The sequence below is a fragment of the Candidatus Scalindua japonica genome (assembly GCF_002443295.1).
GTDB lineage: Bacteria > Planctomycetota > Brocadiia > Brocadiales > Scalinduaceae > Scalindua > Scalindua japonica.
In genome coordinates this window covers 76896-94792 of sequence record NZ_BAOS01000017.1, presented here as the reverse complement: position 1 = coordinate 94792, position 17897 = coordinate 76896, and the positions used below count along the sequence as shown (strand labels likewise).

Annotated in this window: 15 protein-coding genes; 10 read left to right on the top strand and 5 right to left on the bottom strand. The window is 40.6% G+C overall.

Features of this window, described 5'->3' with window-relative positions; genetic code table 11:
* Positions 1 to 33 precede the first annotated feature (33 nt).
* From SCALIN_RS10450 to SCALIN_RS10430, 5 genes are all read right to left on the bottom strand, one after another.
* Positions 34 to 879 (bottom strand): 4Fe-4S dicluster domain-containing protein, encoded by an 846-nt coding sequence (locus SCALIN_RS10450; RefSeq protein WP_096894445.1) that lies wholly within the window; start codon positions 877 to 879, stop codon positions 34 to 36.
* Between the two features lie 64 nt (positions 880 to 943).
* Entirely contained in the window at positions 944 to 1429 is a 486-nt protein-coding gene (locus SCALIN_RS10445; protein WP_096894444.1) for a hydrogenase iron-sulfur subunit, read from the bottom strand.
* A gap of 17 nt (positions 1430 to 1446) precedes the next feature.
* Positions 1447 to 3495, bottom strand: coding sequence for a CoB--CoM heterodisulfide reductase iron-sulfur subunit A family protein (locus tag SCALIN_RS10440; protein WP_096894443.1), 2049 nt, complete (start codon positions 3493 to 3495; stop codon positions 1447 to 1449).
* Between the two features lie 81 nt (positions 3496 to 3576).
* Positions 3577 to 4452, bottom strand: a complete 876-nt coding sequence (locus SCALIN_RS10435; protein WP_261341022.1) for a CoB--CoM heterodisulfide reductase iron-sulfur subunit B family protein — start codon at positions 4450 to 4452, stop codon at positions 3577 to 3579.
* 46 nt (positions 4453 to 4498) lie between these two features.
* Positions 4499 to 5065, bottom strand: a complete 567-nt coding sequence (locus SCALIN_RS10430) for a 4Fe-4S dicluster domain-containing protein (protein WP_096894441.1) — start codon at positions 5063 to 5065, stop codon at positions 4499 to 4501.
* A 325-nt stretch (positions 5066 to 5390) separates the two neighbouring features.
* On the opposite strand from SCALIN_RS10430, the gene SCALIN_RS10425 reads away from it, so the two are divergent.
* The 10 genes from SCALIN_RS10425 to SCALIN_RS10380 all read left to right on the top strand — a co-directional run bounded on the left by SCALIN_RS10425 (position 5391) and on the right by SCALIN_RS10380 (position 17578).
* Entirely contained in the window at positions 5391 to 6272 is an 882-nt protein-coding gene (locus tag SCALIN_RS10425; RefSeq protein ID WP_096894440.1) for a DUF58 domain-containing protein, read from the top strand.
* Between the two features lie 577 nt (positions 6273 to 6849).
* Positions 6850 to 7062, top strand: coding sequence for a type II toxin-antitoxin system HicB family antitoxin (locus SCALIN_RS10420; RefSeq protein ID WP_096894439.1), 213 nt, complete (start codon positions 6850 to 6852; stop codon positions 7060 to 7062).
* Between the two features lie 91 nt (positions 7063 to 7153).
* Entirely contained in the window at positions 7154 to 7249 is a 96-nt protein-coding gene (locus SCALIN_RS23920; RefSeq protein WP_230406597.1) for a hypothetical protein, read from the top strand.
* A 251-nt stretch (positions 7250 to 7500) separates the two neighbouring features.
* On the top strand, positions 7501 to 8616 hold the full coding sequence (locus SCALIN_RS10410; RefSeq protein ID WP_133111827.1) for a BatD family protein: 1116 nt from the start codon (positions 7501 to 7503) through the stop codon (positions 8614 to 8616).
* 92 nt (positions 8617 to 8708) lie between these two features.
* On the top strand, positions 8709 to 9710 hold the full coding sequence (locus SCALIN_RS10405) for a vWA domain-containing protein (RefSeq protein WP_230406596.1): 1002 nt from the start codon (positions 8709 to 8711) through the stop codon (positions 9708 to 9710).
* Positions 9711 to 9716: 6 nt separating this feature from the next.
* Entirely contained in the window at positions 9717 to 10745 is a 1029-nt protein-coding gene (locus SCALIN_RS10400; RefSeq protein ID WP_096894436.1) for a VWA domain-containing protein, read from the top strand.
* Between the two features lie 94 nt (positions 10746 to 10839).
* A complete protein-coding gene (locus SCALIN_RS10395; RefSeq protein ID WP_096894435.1) occupies positions 10840 to 11709 on the top strand; it encodes a tetratricopeptide repeat protein in 870 nt (289 codons plus the stop codon).
* Between the two features lie 3 nt (positions 11710 to 11712).
* Complete coding sequence (locus SCALIN_RS10390) at positions 11713 to 13551, top strand: BatD family protein (RefSeq protein ID WP_096894434.1); 1839 nt, start codon at positions 11713 to 11715, stop codon at positions 13549 to 13551.
* The gene (locus tag SCALIN_RS10385) at positions 13548 to 14405 is read left to right on the top strand and encodes a tetratricopeptide repeat protein (RefSeq protein ID WP_096894433.1); all 858 of its coding nucleotides are present in this window, start codon (positions 13548 to 13550) and stop codon (positions 14403 to 14405) included. Before SCALIN_RS10390 ends, SCALIN_RS10385 begins: the two co-directional genes overlap by 4 nt.
* A 524-nt stretch (positions 14406 to 14929) precedes the next feature.
* Positions 14930 to 17578 carry a cation:proton antiporter gene (locus SCALIN_RS10380; protein ID WP_162532255.1) on the top strand — a complete coding sequence of 883 codons (2649 nt, stop codon included), beginning with the start codon at positions 14930 to 14932 and terminating at the stop codon, positions 17576 to 17578.
* Positions 17579 to 17897 lie beyond the last annotated feature (319 nt).

The window sequence follows — 17897 nt, the reverse complement described above, 5'->3', positions numbered from 1 at the left end:
AAAATATACGATTAAAATTTTATGATAATTGTTTTATTTGAAAAATTCCTGCTCGTCGTCTTCTTTGTAGGTAGACATTGCAAGTTCATCATCAATATTATAACCCGGTCTGTAGTTGAAACTCCTCTCCGCCTCCTTGGCGAGCTTCTTATTAAGAAGGTTAAGAGGGATGTCTACCGGACACACTCTCTGGCACTCCTCACAATTAATACATCTACCGGCCAAATGATATGCTCTTGTAACGTTCCATGAGAGATTACCGCGCGCATGCGCGCTTGGGTCTATCCACTGAGGTTGGTTCTTCTCAACAATGCATCGATCACAGAAACAGAGTGGGCAAATATTGCTGCATGCGTAACACTTGATACATTTTTCAAACTGTTTTTGCCAGAATTCCCATTTTTCCTTTTCACCCAACTTTTCATATTCGTCCAACTCAGCGTATCTCTCTTCAAACGGGACTTCCTTGTTTTCTCTCTTCTCACCAACCAGATCATCGTAGATCAGTGGAGTATGGACATCGCATGCCTTGCATTTTTCTGCAAGAGGGTCTCCTACACCATCACATGTGACACCAATGATATATACGTCTTCACGTTTTATCTGGCACTCTTTTAAGAGGACGATAATTGTCCTTGCATCACATCCCTTAAGTATCAATGCCGGTTTTCCAAGTTTTCTGGTTTCCTGTCTCTTGAGGTAGGTGGTGAGGTTATAGACACAATACTTATTCCACGTTAATTTGTTTACGTCTTCGGGTTTAGTAATAAATACCGGCCTTGTCCTTTCCGGTACGCTTCCTTCACCATATCCAAAAACAACTTTTACCGTGTCGTTCTTCAGGAGTTCCTCGGCTTTTTTTCTCAGCTCCTCAATCATTTACCTCATCTCCATATCATATATAAATGCAGGTACGTAAACCTGCCATGTCTTACTAATTAAATCAGCCAGTTTCACTTGATGCAGCAGTTGCTCCACCGGAAACGGAAACCTCAGGGCCGATTGTATTAAGCTTCTGATACGATTCAAACGGTCCAAGTTCTCTTACTGCATCAACAATTCCGTTTATTGTCTCAACCCATTTTCCACCTTCTGCTGCGGATATCCATGAGAATTGGATCCGATCCGGATTGATACCACAGAATTCAAGCAGCGGTCTGAAAACATTCCATCTACGTCTGGCGTGGTAATTACCGGAATTGTAGTGGCAATCTCCGGGATGACATCCTGAAACCAGGATACCGTCTGCTCCCCGCTCAAATGCCTTTATTAAAAACAGTGGGTCTATTCCTCCAGTGCATGGGAGTTTAATGATGCGTACATTCGCCTGGTACTCTTTTCTTCCTGTACCCGCAAGGTCAGCCCCGGCGTAGGTACACCAGTTACAGAGAAAGGCAATTATTTTCGGTTCAAATTTAGTTTCTGACATTGTATTTATTAATACTCTTAATTAAATTCAACAGAATTAATCTCCGCGAAGACTTGTTCGTCGTTAAAACCAGCCAACTCAACGCTCTTGGATCTGCATGTTGCCGCGCACAAACCGCATCCCTGGCAAAGTCCTACATTTACCTTTGCAACGGTCTTTATTGTACTACCGTCTCTGGCCTTGATATCTTCTTCCTCAATCGCGCCATATGGACATACCCTTTGACAATAGAAACATCCAATACAGGTTGAAAATATTGGTGCAGGGAGTCTGTCTACTTTAGCAACAACCGGTTCACGTTCCAGCTCTTCGGACGATAGCAGCGCAAGTGCCTTACTTGCCGCAGCACCCGCCTGTGCGACTGTCTCCGGTATGTCTTTTGGCCCCTGACATGTTCCTGCCAGGAATATGCCGGCACTGCTACTCTCTACCGGTTTCAGCTTTGGGTGTATCTCTGAGAAAAATTTATCTTTGTTATATTGAATGCTCAGCTTTTGCGCAAATTTTTCTGCATCATCCTGTGCTTTCATTGCGGACGCGAGTACAACCATATCAGCCTCAATCTCTACCACTGAACCGGTTAAAGTATCCGCTCCAAGTACAACAAGTTTGTCGCCTTTTTTATAAATCCTCGATACACGTCCTCTGAGATAGGTTGCGCCTTCTTCTTCTATTGCCCTTAGTGAAAACTCTTCATAGTCTTTTCCGGGGCATCTGATATCAATATAGAAGACGTATGCATGTCCATGATGCACTTTGTGTTTATACAACATGGTATGCTTGGCCGTATACATACAACAGGTCTTGGAACAATATGAACATCCCTTTGCAGGGTCTCTGGATCCCACACATTGGATAAATACGATTATCTCCGGCACCTTTCCGTCAGAGGGTCTCTGTATTTCACCTTCGGTTGGGCCCGAAGCGCTTGCAAGACGTTCAAATTGTAGGCCGGATATTACATCTTTATATTTACCACCGCCATATTCACCATACATACTTGTGTCATCAAGCTCTTTATAACCTGTTGCAACAATAATGGCTCCTACTTTCTCAGAAACAAATTCATCTACCTGAGAGTAGTCGATAGCCTTGACAGGTGCTATAGGACAAATGTCTAAACACTTTCTACAAACTTTTGAATCATTTGGCGGAATATCTTTTTTGCGTGCATCTTTATACAGTAAGCAGTGTTCCCTGTCGATTACAGGTTTACTGGGGATCGCCTGTGGAAACGGAATATAGATAGCTGTTCTGTTTCCAAGTCCCATGTCAAATTCACTTTTTATCTTTTTACTGGGGCACACTTGCCAGCATGAGCTGCATCCGGTACACAGGTCAAGATCAACTGACCTGGCTTTTTTTCGTATTTTGACATCGAAGTTGCCAATATAGCCATCAACCGCTTCTATTTCAGACCAAGTGTATAGCGTAATATTTTCATGCTGTGCAAGCTCCACCATCTTCGGTGTCATAATACATTGTGAACAGTCGAGGGTGGGGAAAGTTTCAGATAGTTGGGCCATGTGGCCGCCTATCGAGGCCTCTCGCTCAACCATAATAACTTCATGTCCTGCATCAGCAATATCCAAAGCTGCCTGTATTCCGGCAATACCTCCACCAATGACGAGAGCACGTCTTGTTACCGGCACTTTAATGGGATTCAGGGATTTATCTTTTCTGGTCTTTTCGGTCATCATCCTTACGAGATCGACAGATTTTTCTGTTCCTGTGGGTTTATCCGGATGGACCCACGAACACTGTTCCCTGAGATTTGAGATTTCTACATGGTATGGGTTCATACCTGCTTTTTTGGAAGCATTACGGAATGTATGTTCATGCATTTTTGGAGAACAGGCAGCCACAACAACGCCGTCCAGACCCTCTTCCTTGATTTTGTCCCTCAAGAGTTTCTGGCCGGGGTCTGAACACATATATTTGTAGGTAGTTGTGTATGAAACGCCCGGGTTGTTCTTTTTAGCCTCTTCGGCAACTTTTTCAACGTCAACAGTGGCAGAGATATTCGTACCACAATGACAGACAAAAACACCGATCTTTTTACTCACTTACATACTCCTTTTATTAACTCTTTATAAAAACTCCTCTTGTAATCTCTTTTCAATAAAAAAAAGAGGGGATCAGGAGATTTATTTTTCTATATTTGAAAATGCATTAATGACAGAACCAGTATCTATAAAGTGTTTATCCATTCCGAGGTCTTTTGGCTTCAGTCCAAGTGCAAGACCAATAAGCTCTGAGATATACACGATAGGGATATTGAATCTGCGGCCATACTCTTTCTCTATGTTACTCTGCTTCATGTCCAGATTTGCATGGCACATAGGGCAGGCTACGGCTATGGCATTGGCACCTGCTTCAACAGCGCCTTCCAGAATATCATTAGTTAATTTAACAACTACATCCGTCCGGCTGAGCGTAAAACCACCACCACAGCAGCTTGTTTTAAATTCCCAATCTACAGCTTCAGCACCTATTGCTGTTACAATCTCGTCCATAGTCTTGGGGTTTTCAGGATCGTCAAATTTAAGTACTTTAGGTGGTCGCACCAGAAGACATCCGTAATAACTGGCTACCTTCAAACCTTCCGGTTTCTTCTTCTGTTTCTCCGCAATCTCATCCATGCTATAGTTTTTTACAATTTCAAGGTAGTTTGAAACCTTGACATTGTTACTGATTGGCATTTCTATAGCATCTTCTACTTCCTCTCTCAGCTTTTTATCTTCCTGTACGTCGTTCTGGGAAATAATCAATCTTTGAGAGCACATAGGACACGGTGCGAGGACTTCATCATAACCGTCCTTATCTGCCAGACTGATATTTCTCACTGACAGGGCGGTAGACAGTTTATGATTTGTCGCGTGGCCTGAAGAGGCTCCACAGCAGTTCCAGTCGTTGATCTCTTCCAGTTCAGGGCCTATAACTTCGGAAACACCCAAAACGGAGGTACCGTACTCTTCAGACGTAGAGCACTTTGTGATTGCGCAGCCCGGATAATAACCTATTTTTGTTTTTTTGTTTCTTCTGTCACTATTATTATTTATTTAAAATTTATTGAAGTTTTTCGAAAATTCGTTTAATACTGTCCTTGCCTTTAATATTGTGTGGTGCCAGTGATAATTTTCCTTTGAGCATCAATTGCGAACCATCAGACAGATCTTGTAAAGCAGACTTTAAAGCGGCCTTAGGCCTCTTTCTTTTGTACTCCATTATCATACCGCACTCAGAGATTCGACCGTGTTTCTTGACTGAGTTAAGAAATGCCTCGTGAAAAGTGGTAATATCCTTTTCCATCGGGTTTGCCACACCTTCTTCAAGCGCCATTTCCCTTAAAACGTCCATTAATTCTGCGATCTTTACCTCTTTAGGACACCTTGTGCTACACGTAATACAGGAAGCACATAGCCAGATTGTTCTGGAACTTAGAGCTTCCTTCCTTGCTCCGATCTGCACTAACCTTATTATCTGGTTTGGCATGTAGTCCATCTCATACGCTACAGGACACCCTGCTGTACACTTACCACATTGATAACATTTTTTAACATCTATTCCACTTCTCTCTTTTACTTCCTTTGCGAAATCAGATGTTAACTCTTTTGTTGTAATTTTAATCTTCATTTATAGTTAAAACAATTTATGTAAAAAAAGATCCCTTTTTATTCAGGATCTTAATCGCTTCTGAAAATTTAGAAAGCATGATTATACTATAAAGGACAAATGAATGTCAAAAAATTTAATATTTTTTGATAAATTATGAGGACAAAGAGAGGGTATTCTTAAACTGGAGAATGGTATAAACCACTTAAAATACATTAACTTGAAATTTTGTTTTTTTCTATTATAGTATAAATATTGTAAATTTACAGAGGGCATTTTTCTTCTCCTGCTTTCCTGCAGGTGGTAATCCAATTTTATATGGCCCTGAATCCTTATTATTTTCATCATGATCCCAAAGGAAATACTAAAAAAGGTAAAACAGATACAGATTCGCTCAAGCCGTCTTGTAAATGATGTATTGGCCGGTGAGTATGTTAGCGTCTTCAAAGGCCGTGGTATGGAGTTTGACGAGGTAAGGGAATATCAGGCGGGAGATGACATCCGTACAATTGACTGGAATGTTACGGCGCGCCTGGGCCATCCATACATAAAGAGGTATACGGAAGAGAGGGAATTGACCATTATGTTTCTGGTTGATCTCAGCTTTTCAGGAGAGTTTGGGAGTATGACACAGTTGAAAAATGAGATTGCTACTGAGATTTGTGCTGTGCTTGCCTTCTCTGCAGTAAGGAATAATGACAAGGTCGGCCTTATTCTTTTTACCGATAAGATTGAAAAATTTGTTCCTCCAAAGAAGGGAAAGACACATGTTCTTCGTGTGATCAGAGAGGTGCTTTATTTCAAACCGGAAAATAAGGGTACGGATATATCAATAGCCCTTGAATATCTCCTTAAGGTTACCAGGCGTAAGACAGTCTGCTTCCTGCTTTCGGACTTTATAACCGAAGGATTTGAACGTGTTTTACGTATTGCAAACAAGCGGCACGATATGGTGGCGGTTTCCATAACAGATCCCAGGGAACTGGAGATACCAAATGTTGGTTTTGTTGAGTTGGAGGACGCCGAGACCGGTGAGATAACGCTTATAGATACATCAGACAGAAAGATGATGGAAAGGTTTAACAGATTTAATACCAAAAACATGGAGGAGAGGGCAAAATTATTTAGAGGTATGGGTGTCGACCTGGTTGACGTGAGGACTGACAGTTCATATGTAGAACCGATTATGAGATTCTTCAGGACGAGGGAAAAGAGGCTGCAGTACTAACGGTTGTATGGATAAACTTGCTTGTCTATGTTTTTGACTAATAAACGCTTATCAATTTCTTGTTAACGTTATTCACTTATATAACAGAGAGGATTTGATTTGTCAGGAAAACCAAATGGGCATAAACTAGAAAGTGATGCTTGAATTGCTTCAAGGCAAGCTGCTTGGAAAGATCATCATCATGCAAGAGACCAAACCTGGAAAGTGTTGCAGATGGAAGCAGTGCTCGCCGCTGGACTTGTAATGGTAGACGCTAGATTCGGTATTCCACTTACAACAATAGTGGCGCAACTTTACTTATTATTGCCTCATTAGCCCGAATTATGATTACTTTAGGGCATCGTCATTTGGAACGGCGCAAATTTATCCATATCGCGAATTGTGAAGAAGAAATGGGACTTCATAGGACTGGTATTCTGCCATTGAAGAGAGAAGCACTCGACGGATTTGGAGTTAAAGATTAGTTCGATTCATGTTGTTCGCTAATTTTGGCTGGGCGGTACATAAAAGTCATGCAACAGGTTTTATTTCTGTGTTGTATGAAATTTATAAAATTAATTTGAGGTAATTAATAAATATGAATAATTCATATACAGCAGTAATTAAACAAGAAGATGATTGTTGGATTGGATGGATTGAAGAGATATCGGGAGTTAATTGCCAGAAAAAATCACGAGAAGAATTAATGGAAACTTTAAAAGTTACTTTGGAGGAGGCTGTAAAATTTAATCGACAAGACGCAATTACGTCAGCAGGCACTGGCTACTATGAAGAACAAATTGCATTATGAAGCATAATGCATTAATAAAATATCTAAAGGCAAAATAGTTGTAAATTTTGTTAGAGAAGGTGGGAAGCATTCATGGTGGATTAATTCTGAGATGAATAAACGATCAGCTGTTCCCAGGCATACTGAAATTAAAGATAATCTGGTTAGAAAAATATGCAAAGACCTTGGGATAAACCCTATGAAATAGACATAGCAGATGAATTAACTCGTTGTGTTATAGATTCTTTTGGGAACATTAAATTTACTTTTTGGGTTTAATGGATAGTGCGGCATCGCCGCAAATAAGCTTGAAGTGCCTTAAGTGCACGTAAAATGCCGAAAGTCAATAAATGAGGTGTGCAGTATCTGTGATGAAGCACACTTTAAAGTAGCGATATGGTCGCTGCACTTCAAAAAAGAGATTTGTTTTTACTTGTTAAAAACGGATCTCTTAATTCAATGACATTACTGACGATAGGCAGGAATACCGTCTTTATTATCTACAATAAATTAGAAGTGCTCCCGTTCGAAATTCTTAAACCGATTAAAGTTAGTATGAAAAATATCATTAGATACAAAATAATTATTTTCATAGCAATGCTATTCACGTATGCAGAAGATACGTGCCAGGCACAAGGAGTATTAACAGAAGAGAGTTCTAAACAACTTATTAACGTAAATGCTAATGTTGATATGGCAAGGGTCACTATTGGAGATAAAATAAATTATAAGATAACGATAGATTTTCCTGAAGATGTAGAAGTTTTTCCCCCCGAGACAAAAGATAAAATTGGAGGGCTTACAGTAAAGGAGTTTACTACTGAGGATATTGAGGAAGAGGAAGGAAGAACTACAAGGGAATACAAGTATATTCTGGAAACATACAAAGCAAGTTCTTATATAATCCCCTCTTTTGAAATTGAATACAAAGAGAAGCTTAAGTCTGAAGTAAAGATGGTGAAAACAACTGAAATTTTTGTTGAGGTTGTGACCATTCTGGATGCGGACGCCAGTGATGTCAGGGATATTAAACCTCCAGTAGCACTACACAAAAATTATTACAAGTTATATGTAATTATTGGAATAATTTTTGGAGTCTTGGTACTGGCAGCAGTTATTGCGCATTATATATATCACAGAAAACACCGGGAGGTTGAATCTATACCGGAGCCTCTTTCCTCCCATCAGATCGCCTATAATGACCTTGAGAGTTTAAGGGCGATGGATTTGATATCGAAGGGCCAGATAAAGGAGTATTATTATCGACTGTCAAATATAGTCAGGTATTATATTGAGAACAGATTTAAACTGATGGCCCCTGAAAGGACAACAGAAGAGTTTTTGTTAGAGATGACGGTGACCGGGAAGTTATCAGGAGAGCACAAAGAACTCGTTGGAAATTTTCTGGAGCACTGCGATATGGTCAAGTTTGCCGCGTATGGCCCCGACAGCCGGGAAATAGAAAATTCATTTAACTCTGCAAAAAAACTGGTTGATGAAACCAGAGAGATTGTACAGGAAGAGTCTGTTGTGCAGGCAAATGTTAATCAGATTTTTGTTGCAAAACGCGATTAATTAATAAAATGAATGTAGGGGTACTCCCTGAATAGCCCTTATAAAAAGGATGGTTCGTCTGGGAAACGAACCCTACGTAATAATAATATAAAATGCTGATATTAAAAGATCCATTAATTCTATGTTTAATCATTATTCTTGTTCCGCTTATACTTGCTAATTATATTTTCAGAAAAGATAATGGGAATCTGAGGTTTCCATCTCTCAACTCTTTTCACAGGATAGAACAGGGACGTTCCATAAAATATAGACATATTCTGATCGGATTGAGGGTCTTGATAATTATTTTGCTGGTGGTCGCCCTTGCAAGACCGCAATCAGGAAAAGCACATTCAAAGGTTACTACAGAGGGTATCGACATAATTCTGGCGCTAGATGTTTCAGGCAGTATGCTGGCGGAAGATTTTAATTTAGATAATAAAAGAAGAAACCGTCTTTATGTTGCTAAAGAGGTGGTAAAAGACTTTATAGAATGGCGTGAAAATGATCGAATAGGAATGGTGGTTTTTGGCGGAGCGTCCTATACACAATGTCCGCTAACACTTGATTATGACGTACTGCTACAGTTTCTTGAAAAAGTAGAGATTGGAATGGTTGAGGATGGCACCGCTATTGGTTCTGCCATAGGTGTTTGTGTAAGCAGGCTTAAATCTTCCAAAGCAAAAAGTAAAGTGGTGATTCTTCTGACTGACGGACGTAACAATGCCGGTGGGATCGATCCGTTAACTGCTGCAGAATTGGCAAAAACATTTGGTATGAAGATATACACGGTCGGGGCTGGTACAAAAGGGCTTGCACCTTATCCTTCCAAAAACCTTTTTGGATTGAAGACGTACAGGTCCATACAGATTGATATTGATGATGAGGGTTTAACGGAAATAGCAAAGATTACCGGTGGAAAGTACTTCAGGGCAACGGATACTGCTTCTCTGAAAGAAGTTTATAAACAGATTGACAACCTGGAGAAGACTAAAATGGAGGAGGCTAAATACACTGAGTTTAGCGAACTCTTTATGTATTTGCTCATTCCGGCATTAGGGATATTTCTCTTTGAGGTAGTGCTCGCAAATACAAAATTCAGGAGGATACCCTGATAACCTATGAAATACGAAAATATTAATTATCTTTACCTGCTACCGATTGTCTTTATTATGGCGTTTGCTTATTTTATATTTTACAAAAACAGGCAGAACGCAATAAAGAAATTTGTCAAGGCAGAATTGATGGATCGCATTGTAGAGTCTGTAAGCAGAAGAAAGCAGAAGATAAAGGCGGTCTTAGTTGTTATGGCGTTACTCTTCATTATATTTTCTCTGGTGCAGCCAAAATGGGGATACCATTGGGAAGATGTGGAGAGAAGGGGGATTGATATTGTAGTTGCCGTAGATACATCCCGCAGTATGCTGGCAGATGACATAAAGCCAAATAGATTGCAGGCGGCCAAGAGAGAGATCAACGACCTGATAAATATAGTTGACGGTGACAGGATTGGTTTAGTCGCGTTTGCAGGGACTGCGTTTCTTCAGTGTCCGTTAACTCTTGATTACGGTGCGTTCAATCTCTTTCTCGATGATCTTAATACCAACCTGATTCCCGTTGGCGGTACATCATTCGGTGAGGCGATAAAAAAGAGTATGTCAGCGTTCAGCAGTAAGTTGAAAAAGCACAAAGCAATCGTACTTATTACCGACGGAGAAGACCATCAGGGAAATGCTATGGAAATGGCAAAAGAGGCGAAGGAACAGGGTATAATTATTTACACGGTTGGAGTTGGTAAAAAAGAGGGTGCGTATATTAAGCTGAAAGATGGTAAAGGTAATAAGACATTACTGAAAGACAGAGAAGGGCAGGTTGTCAAAACACATCTCGACGAAGTGCTTTTGAATAAGATAGCCCTTGAAACAGGAGGCGCGTATACGCCCGCATACGGAACACAATGGGGCCTGGCAAATATTTACACAAATATAATTGCCAATATGGAGGAGAAACAGTTAGGTGGGAGAAAGGTAAAGTTATATGAGAATCGATTCCAAATTCCACTGTTAATAGCTCTCATCCTTATTACATTAGAATCATTGATCGGAGAACGGACCAGGGCGCGTAAAACTTCACTTGATAGAGGGGGTTAAGAGAATTACGATCTGGAATTTTAGATTTACGATTGAGATGGTATCTTTCCTGATATCTTTAAGATACGTTCGGTAGAAATAGATTATAGAATATATGAATAATTCAAGTATAAAACAGATTTTTATAGCATTGTTGTCTTTTACAATGCTTGTAGGTTGGATAGACCCCGCTTCAGATAAAAACGAAGAGGGGATACGGCTCTATAATGATAAGGCGTATGACGAGGCGATAAGCAAGTTTGCCGATGCACAGTTACATCGTCCGAAGTCGGGTTCACTGGAGTTTAATATTGCAAATACACATTATCAGGAAGGCAAACTTCCTGAAGCAGAAAAAGCCTATAAAAACGCTTTACGTTCAAACAATAAAATCTTAAAGGCAAAAGCCAATTATAATATGGGTAACACTCTCTTTAAGCAGGGTAAGCTTAACGAGTCCCTGGACTTTTATAAAAAGGCAATTGAGTTAACTGAGAATAAAGCTGACAAGCAGGACGTGGAGATAAAAGAGATTCGTGAAGATTCTAAATATAATTATGAATTTGTGCAGAAAAAAATAGAAGAGATGAAGCAGGAGCAACAGGAGAGACAGGAACAGGAAGAGCAGGAAAAACAGGAGCAGGAAGAAGAAGATAATCAGGAAGAGCAGAAACAGGGTGATCAGCCTCCCGAGGAGAAAGATCCTGAAGATCAGGAGCAGAAGAAGGACCAACAAAAGCAGAAACAGGACGAGGAAAAGGAGAATAAAGAAAATCAGAGTGGACAACAAAAAGAGCAACCACCGGAAGAAGAAAAAAAAGAGCCTCAATCCCAACCTCAACCTCAGTCTCAAGAGAAAAAAGAGATGACGAAGGAAGAGGCGGAAAGAATTCTTGAAGCTCTGAGGCAGGCTGAGGAATCCGCACGGGAAATGAAGGAAAAAGAGACAGAGTCTTCACAATATGAAACAGAGAAAAACTGGTAAAATATGATGAGAAAAGTTTTTTCAATAATAATTTTTGTGTTCATGCTTAGTATAATTTCTACTGCTTATGCAAAGAAAGTTAATAAGGAAATAAATGTCGTAATAAGCGTGGACAAGAACAGGGTTGAAATAGGCAACCATATACGTCTTACTGTCGGTGTAGAGGGTGCTTTTGATACGGATATTCCGGAACTATCCGTACCTGAAAGTTTTTCTCTGATGTATGGGCCGAGTGTGTCGACACAAACAACGATAATAAACAATGTTGTAAAAGTTTTTCGCGGATTTATGTATGGATTCAGTCCATCAGAAAATGGCAAATTTGAGATAGGCCCGGTAACTTTAAAGTATAAGGGAAAGAGATACACATCAAACTCGATCAATATTGAGGTTGTAGAAAGAACACCTTTTGAAAGCACTATAGACGAAGGAACCGATAGAAGCGGAAAACGGGTAGATATAAATAAGATGGTGTTTGTTGAGCTTGTGACGGATAAAGCAGAAGCCTATATTTATGAAGAAATTATACAATCCTTTAAACTATACTTCCAGAAAGGATTACCTATAGATGATCTTGATTATGTCGCTGCCTCAACCAAGAGCTTCCTCGCTGAAAAGCTTGGAGACGAGAGGCGCTATGAGGAAGTGCGTGATGGAATACTGTATAATGTAATAGAACTTCGAACCGCACTTTTCCCTCTGGTTTCCGGCAAAATAGAGATACCTCCAGCAAAATTTAAATGCAATATAATTATCAGGCAACAAAGAAATAGAGGTTCCATGTTTGAAGAATTTATGGGCGGAGGTGGACGGAGATATCCTGTTGAAAGGAGCACGGAACCAGTCAAACTGTTAATAAAACAGCTTCCGGAAGTTGATAAACCTGAAGATTTTGCCGGTGCGGTTGGAAAGTATACAATGGACGTTCTGGCGAAACCTGCAAAAGTAAAAATTGGCGATCCGATAACATTATCGATAAATATTCGAGGAGAGGGAAATATTCAGACAATAGGTGAGCCGTTACTTGCACCTGATGGTATGAATAACTTTAAAGATTATGATTACGAAACCAAGGTGACAATAACGGACAGAGGAGACGGTATAAGGGGGGAGAAACTTTTTCATAAGGTAATTGAACCGCAAAGTGAAGATGTTGACTTTATACCCGGGATATCATTCAGTTACTTTGATCCGGATATTGAGACATATAAAACACTAACCCATGAGCCGGTCCCTATTGAGATTGAACATTCGGATATTGAAACCCCCATTCGCTTGTCACTTGAGAGTGCCGGGTTAGCGAAGGGAAAGGTTAAAATATTGACCAAAGATATACTGCCCCTGATGACTGATTTATACTCATTTAAGAATCAAGGTGTTGCTATATATAAGAGACCAGTCTTGCTGTCCATTATTTTTTTAATACCAATTCTTATTGTGGTAGCATGTGTTTATGTGCAGAGACAGAGAGCGTTGCTGAGTAATGATGTAGGCTATGCAAGGAAGAAACACGCTATGGCTCATGCACAGAAGCACCTTTCAAATGCGCGTGGACTTTTACAGCTTGATAATCCACCCGAGTTTTACGCTACACTGGCCGGGACTATCCTCAAACATATAGCGGACAAATTAAATGTAACTTCGGCATCTGTTACGTCAGATAATATTTATGATATACTGGAGAAACGTGGTGTATCGAATGAAGTAATAAAAGGACTCAGGCAGTGTCTTGAGTCCTGCGATTACGGCAGATTCTCTTCCGGCCAGTTGTCCAGGGAGCAGATGGAATCTACGCTCGAAACTGCGGAAAAAGTTATAGTGCAATTGGAAAAACAATTATGAGACCAAAAAACATACCGATCATTTTTCTTTTCAGTTTTGTATTTATCTTTGTGGGTAGTTGCTTAGCTGATGCTTTTGCTCGTGATAACGCCTCCGATACTTTTTTCAAAGCAAATAAGGAATACGGGTCCGGGCAGAAGGCGATGGCTGAAAAGAAAAAAGAAGATGCTGCCGGGGCATTTGAACGAGCTGTCACTCTTTATGAACAACTGCTGGAATCCGGGTTTGTAAACGGACAGTTATACTACAACCTGGGAAACGCCTATTACCGGCTTGGTATGCCGGGGAAGGCGATCATATATTACCGCAGGGCAGAGGAACTGCTTCCAAGAGATGCTGACATAAAGGCAAACATAAGCCTGTTAAAACGTGATTTTGTAGATAGAGAGACAATTGGAGAGGCGCCGGAGATCCTTAAAGTTTCGTTCTTCTGGTATTTCTACCTGAATCTGAGTGAGATTACATTCATAACAATTTATATCTATCTGGCACTTATTGCATCCATACTCTCTATCATCTTTCTACGGTTACAATGGATCAGAAAAATTATCCTTATCTTCGCTTCCTGTTTTCTTGTGCTGGTCATATCTCTGGGCATAAAGGCATATCAAAACTCCGTTGAGATGGGAGTGGTGATTGCGGATGAGAGCAAGATAAGATACGGTCCGGGCGAAGAGTATGAACCCCGGTTTAAGGTGCATGAAGGCGCTGAGGTAAGGATAGAAGAGAAGAGAGATAAGTGGTACAAAGTCTTTGTCTTTGTAGACGTTGAAGATGTCCATGATGATGAAGGCAAGAAAGAGGTTGAGTTCAAAACAGGCTGGATTTCCGAATCTGAAGTAGGCAAAATATAATAAGCTTTGTCTTTTGTTGCAAAAGACTGAACTGCCTGAAAAAGCCAGGCCAAGCTGTTTTCATTTATTTTTCAAGCTTTGATTTGTCCTGTGAAATCATCCTCTTGGTTACGCCTGCCCTGATAGCAAATTCAGTTATATTCATTTCCGGTTTTTCACCAATTATGTCTAACATACGCCTTTCAGAATGATTAAGTTTTTATCTGGCATTCCTGCTTTGTCTTCCACTTTTTTACCAAATGTTTAACCTGTGGTTTTGATAGTGTGTTAGTTGTTTCTGGTTATTTATTACCTGTAATAAGCCTATTATTGTTCTTAATTCACAATATCCTGCATTGTGTTCTTCCCGGTTAATAGTCTTTTATATTGCAAAACACCCCCTCTCATTTATAATACCTTGAACCGGGCGGTAGTTATAAGCTTAAATTGCTTAAAGCAATTTAAGCTATTACCGGAGGCATGTTATTGTTACCTGATGATTTAACTGTCCTGTCTGAAAGATCAACAAAACGATGTCTATCAAGATGAAAAATACTATTACCGGTGCCTCTGATCTGTTCTCAAGCTGGTATCGGAGATTGAATTTCCTTGTAATTATTACCTTTATATTGCTATTTGCCGGTTATAGCGGCACTGTATGGGGTGGTGACCATAGCAGTTTAAGTGACCAATCTCCTTCAGGTTCCAGTCTGGTTGTAGTTATGGTCAGTGCAGTGCTTGTCCTGATGATACTGGCTGCTGGTGTCCTGGCCGCAGCAAAACGAATTAAAGTGCCATTTGCAGTCGCACTGGTTTTCGCCGGATTTGCCGTAGCCCAGCTAGCTCCCTACGGTCCAGATATACTGCAGTCATTTGTGGGTTACAAATTTACACCTGAAGTATTTTTATACGTTTTCCTCCCTACTCTTATCTTTGAAACAGCCTTTAATATGGATACACGTGAACTGCGTGATAACATATTTCCGATTACTACACTGGCTATTCCGGGATTGCTGTTATCCACTGCCATTATCGGTTTGCTCATATCCACATTAACACATATTGAACTTCCCGCAGCCATGCTTCTAGGAGCAATCCTCAGTATTATTGATCATGTTGCGGTTGGTGCTCTCCTGAAGCAGGTAGGTGCGCCAAAGAGATTGATGATCCTTATGGAGGGGGAGAGCCTGTTTAGTGAAGTTACTCTTATCGTCGCTGCTCATATCCTGTTTGGGATGGCTTTTGCGGGGCATATTACATCAGGATCTGTTTTGTCCGGAGTAGTTAAGTTCTTTATCGTCTCTGCCGGTGGAATTTCAGTAGGAGTGTTGGTTGCGCTGGTTACCGGGTTTATATTGAGTAAAGTGGATGACAATCCACTGATAGAACTTTCCCTTATAATAGTACTTGCTTATATGTCATTCTTTATTTTAGAACATTATTTTCATGTCAGTGGGGTTCTGGCAACAGCATCTGCAGGGATAATCATGGGAGGGTGGGGTCGTTCCAAGATATCACCTTCCGTACGCAAGCTGCTTGAAGAGGTATGGGAGTACCTGGCCTATCTTGCCAACGCTTTTATTTTTCTGTTGCTTGGTTTACAGATAAACCTTCCCTCACTGGTGAAATCTCTGCCTGTTCTGGTATGGGTGATACCTGCTATGCTACTGGCCAGAGGTGTTATAGTTTACGGTCTGATACCAATTGTTTGTCGTCTTCCTAATACCTTCAAAATAGATTTGCGCTATCAGACTGTCATGTACTGGGGCAGTATGCGTGGGGGCATAGCAATTGCCATGCTTCTGAGTCTTGGGGCGTTCAAATATACTGAGACATTTGTAGCGGTAATAACTGGCGTGGTACTTTTCACTCTCCTTGTACAGGGCCTCAGCATAAAGAAACTTGTGACAATGTTGGGGTTGGATAAGCCTTCGCTTGCAGACCGACTGGCCCAACTGGAAAGTGTCTTCTCGGCAAAGAAACACGCCCTGGCTCGTATTCCTGAGCTACGGATCGGAGGACTCTTTTCCTCCAGCATTGCTGATAGTTTATTTACCAAGTGTAAATCCGGTATGGATGATATCCAATCGGAACTGGAAGGTCTCAGGCTGGAAAAACTGGATAAAGAGAGAGAGGTTCAGCTGATTTTCTTCCGAAGTTTTGCGGAAGAAAAGACAATTTACTACGAGATGTTCAGCAAAGAACACTTGACTGAGAGTGCCTACCGCAATCTTACATACTCTATTGATATTCAAATAGATGTCTTAAGGTATCAGGGCACTCTACCTGAGGTGTCACTCCATTTTATGAGAGAAAAACGAAGAGAAAGGTTCTTGAATGGTTTATTAACAAGTGTACTGCCCCTGAGGTTCCTCTCTGAAAGGCTTCATGCCACCCGGACTGCCATGGAATATGAACTGGTATGGGGGCGATATCAGGCCAGTATACGTGTGCTTATTAGCCTGAATAAAATAATAAAGCACACTCCTGGCCGTGCTGAGGTAATAGAGGAAGTATGTAAAACTTACTATCGTTGGAATGAATCTGCAAGGGAGAGGATTGATGCTATTGCAGAGCAGTTTCCGGAATTTGTCAGTTCCATGCAACAGCGGCTCTCGGAACGTATGTTAATCCATGCTGAACGTGAAGCAATTGAGGAACATGAGCGGAATGGAACTCTTTCACATAGTGTCGCCAAGTCTATCCTTAAAAGACTTGCGGAAGAAATCCACCAGTTAAGGGGGAGAGTAACTGGTAAGTTGGAAGTAAGTCCATACGAACTGCTAAATAAGGTCCAATTCTTTCAGAATGTGAATAAGGAGGGTTTTGCAAAAATTGCTGAGCGTCTGCGTTCATGTACCGTTCCAGCCGGCAATGCTATAATACGCCAGGGAGATACAGGCGATTCCATGTATTTTATAGTGAGGGGCGTAGTCCGGACGTCCTTTGAGGATGGGGACGAGGAGAGGGACATGGGTACTATGATGGCAGGTGATTTCTTTGGTGAGATCGCACTTCTGGAACGCTGTACCAGAACAGCAACGTGCCGTGCCGTTACACCATGCGCACTTTATGAACTTACCAGGAAGGATTTCGAGATAATTATTGCCACAAATCCGAGTATTTATGCTGCTGTTTACAAAACCGGACAGGAACGTGCTGCCGGTCTGGATAATAATAGCAGTAAATCATGAGATTCAGTCATAGCGATTGAATAAGCAAATGTGTTGACAAAGAGGGATGCAAAACATTGGAATTGGCACAGGAAGACTGAAGTGAATCAGTTCCTGATTGTTTATATCGAATCACATTGAAGAAATACATGGCGGGGATTATCTCCATGTTACTCTATTATGAGTATGTTTTATTTGTGAGAAAGAGCCCCGCACATTTTATGATAAAAGCCTTTACTAAACTACTATATGTTGTAGTTAATTAATAGACTATTACCGCATATGGTACTAATATTTAAAAAAAAGTCAAGTATATTTTTTACTTTCACGTTGTCAGATC

Excerpts from the sequence above, each read along its gene's own strand:
- SCALIN_RS10450 (WP_096894445.1), bottom strand. The coding sequence starts at position 879 with ATGATTGAGGAGCTGAGAAAAAAAGCCGAGGAACTCCTGAAGAACGAC.
- SCALIN_RS10445 (WP_096894444.1), bottom strand. The coding sequence starts at position 1,429 with ATGTCAGAAACTAAATTTGAACCGAAAATAATTGCCTTTCTCTGTAAC.
- SCALIN_RS10430 (WP_096894441.1), bottom strand. The coding sequence starts at position 5,065 with ATGAAGATTAAAATTACAACAAAAGAGTTAACATCTGATTTCGCAAAG.
- SCALIN_RS10425 (WP_096894440.1), top strand. The coding sequence starts at position 5,391 with ATGATCCCAAAGGAAATACTAAAAAAGGTAAAACAGATACAGATTCGC.
- SCALIN_RS10420 (WP_096894439.1), top strand. The coding sequence starts at position 6,850 with ATGAATAATTCATATACAGCAGTAATTAAACAAGAAGATGATTGTTGG.
- SCALIN_RS23920 (WP_230406597.1), top strand. The coding sequence starts at position 7,154 with ATGAATAAACGATCAGCTGTTCCCAGGCATACTGAAATTAAAGATAAT.
- SCALIN_RS10410 (WP_133111827.1), top strand. The coding sequence starts at position 7,501 with ATGACATTACTGACGATAGGCAGGAATACCGTCTTTATTATCTACAAT.
- SCALIN_RS10405 (WP_230406596.1), top strand. The coding sequence starts at position 8,709 with ATGCTGATATTAAAAGATCCATTAATTCTATGTTTAATCATTATTCTT.
- SCALIN_RS10400 (WP_096894436.1), top strand. The coding sequence starts at position 9,717 with ATGAAATACGAAAATATTAATTATCTTTACCTGCTACCGATTGTCTTT.
- SCALIN_RS10395 (WP_096894435.1), top strand. The coding sequence starts at position 10,840 with ATGAATAATTCAAGTATAAAACAGATTTTTATAGCATTGTTGTCTTTT.
- SCALIN_RS10390 (WP_096894434.1), top strand. The coding sequence starts at position 11,713 with ATGATGAGAAAAGTTTTTTCAATAATAATTTTTGTGTTCATGCTTAGT.
- SCALIN_RS10385 (WP_096894433.1), top strand. The coding sequence starts at position 13,548 with ATGAGACCAAAAAACATACCGATCATTTTTCTTTTCAGTTTTGTATTT.
- SCALIN_RS10380 (WP_162532255.1), top strand. The coding sequence starts at position 14,930 with ATGAAAAATACTATTACCGGTGCCTCTGATCTGTTCTCAAGCTGGTAT.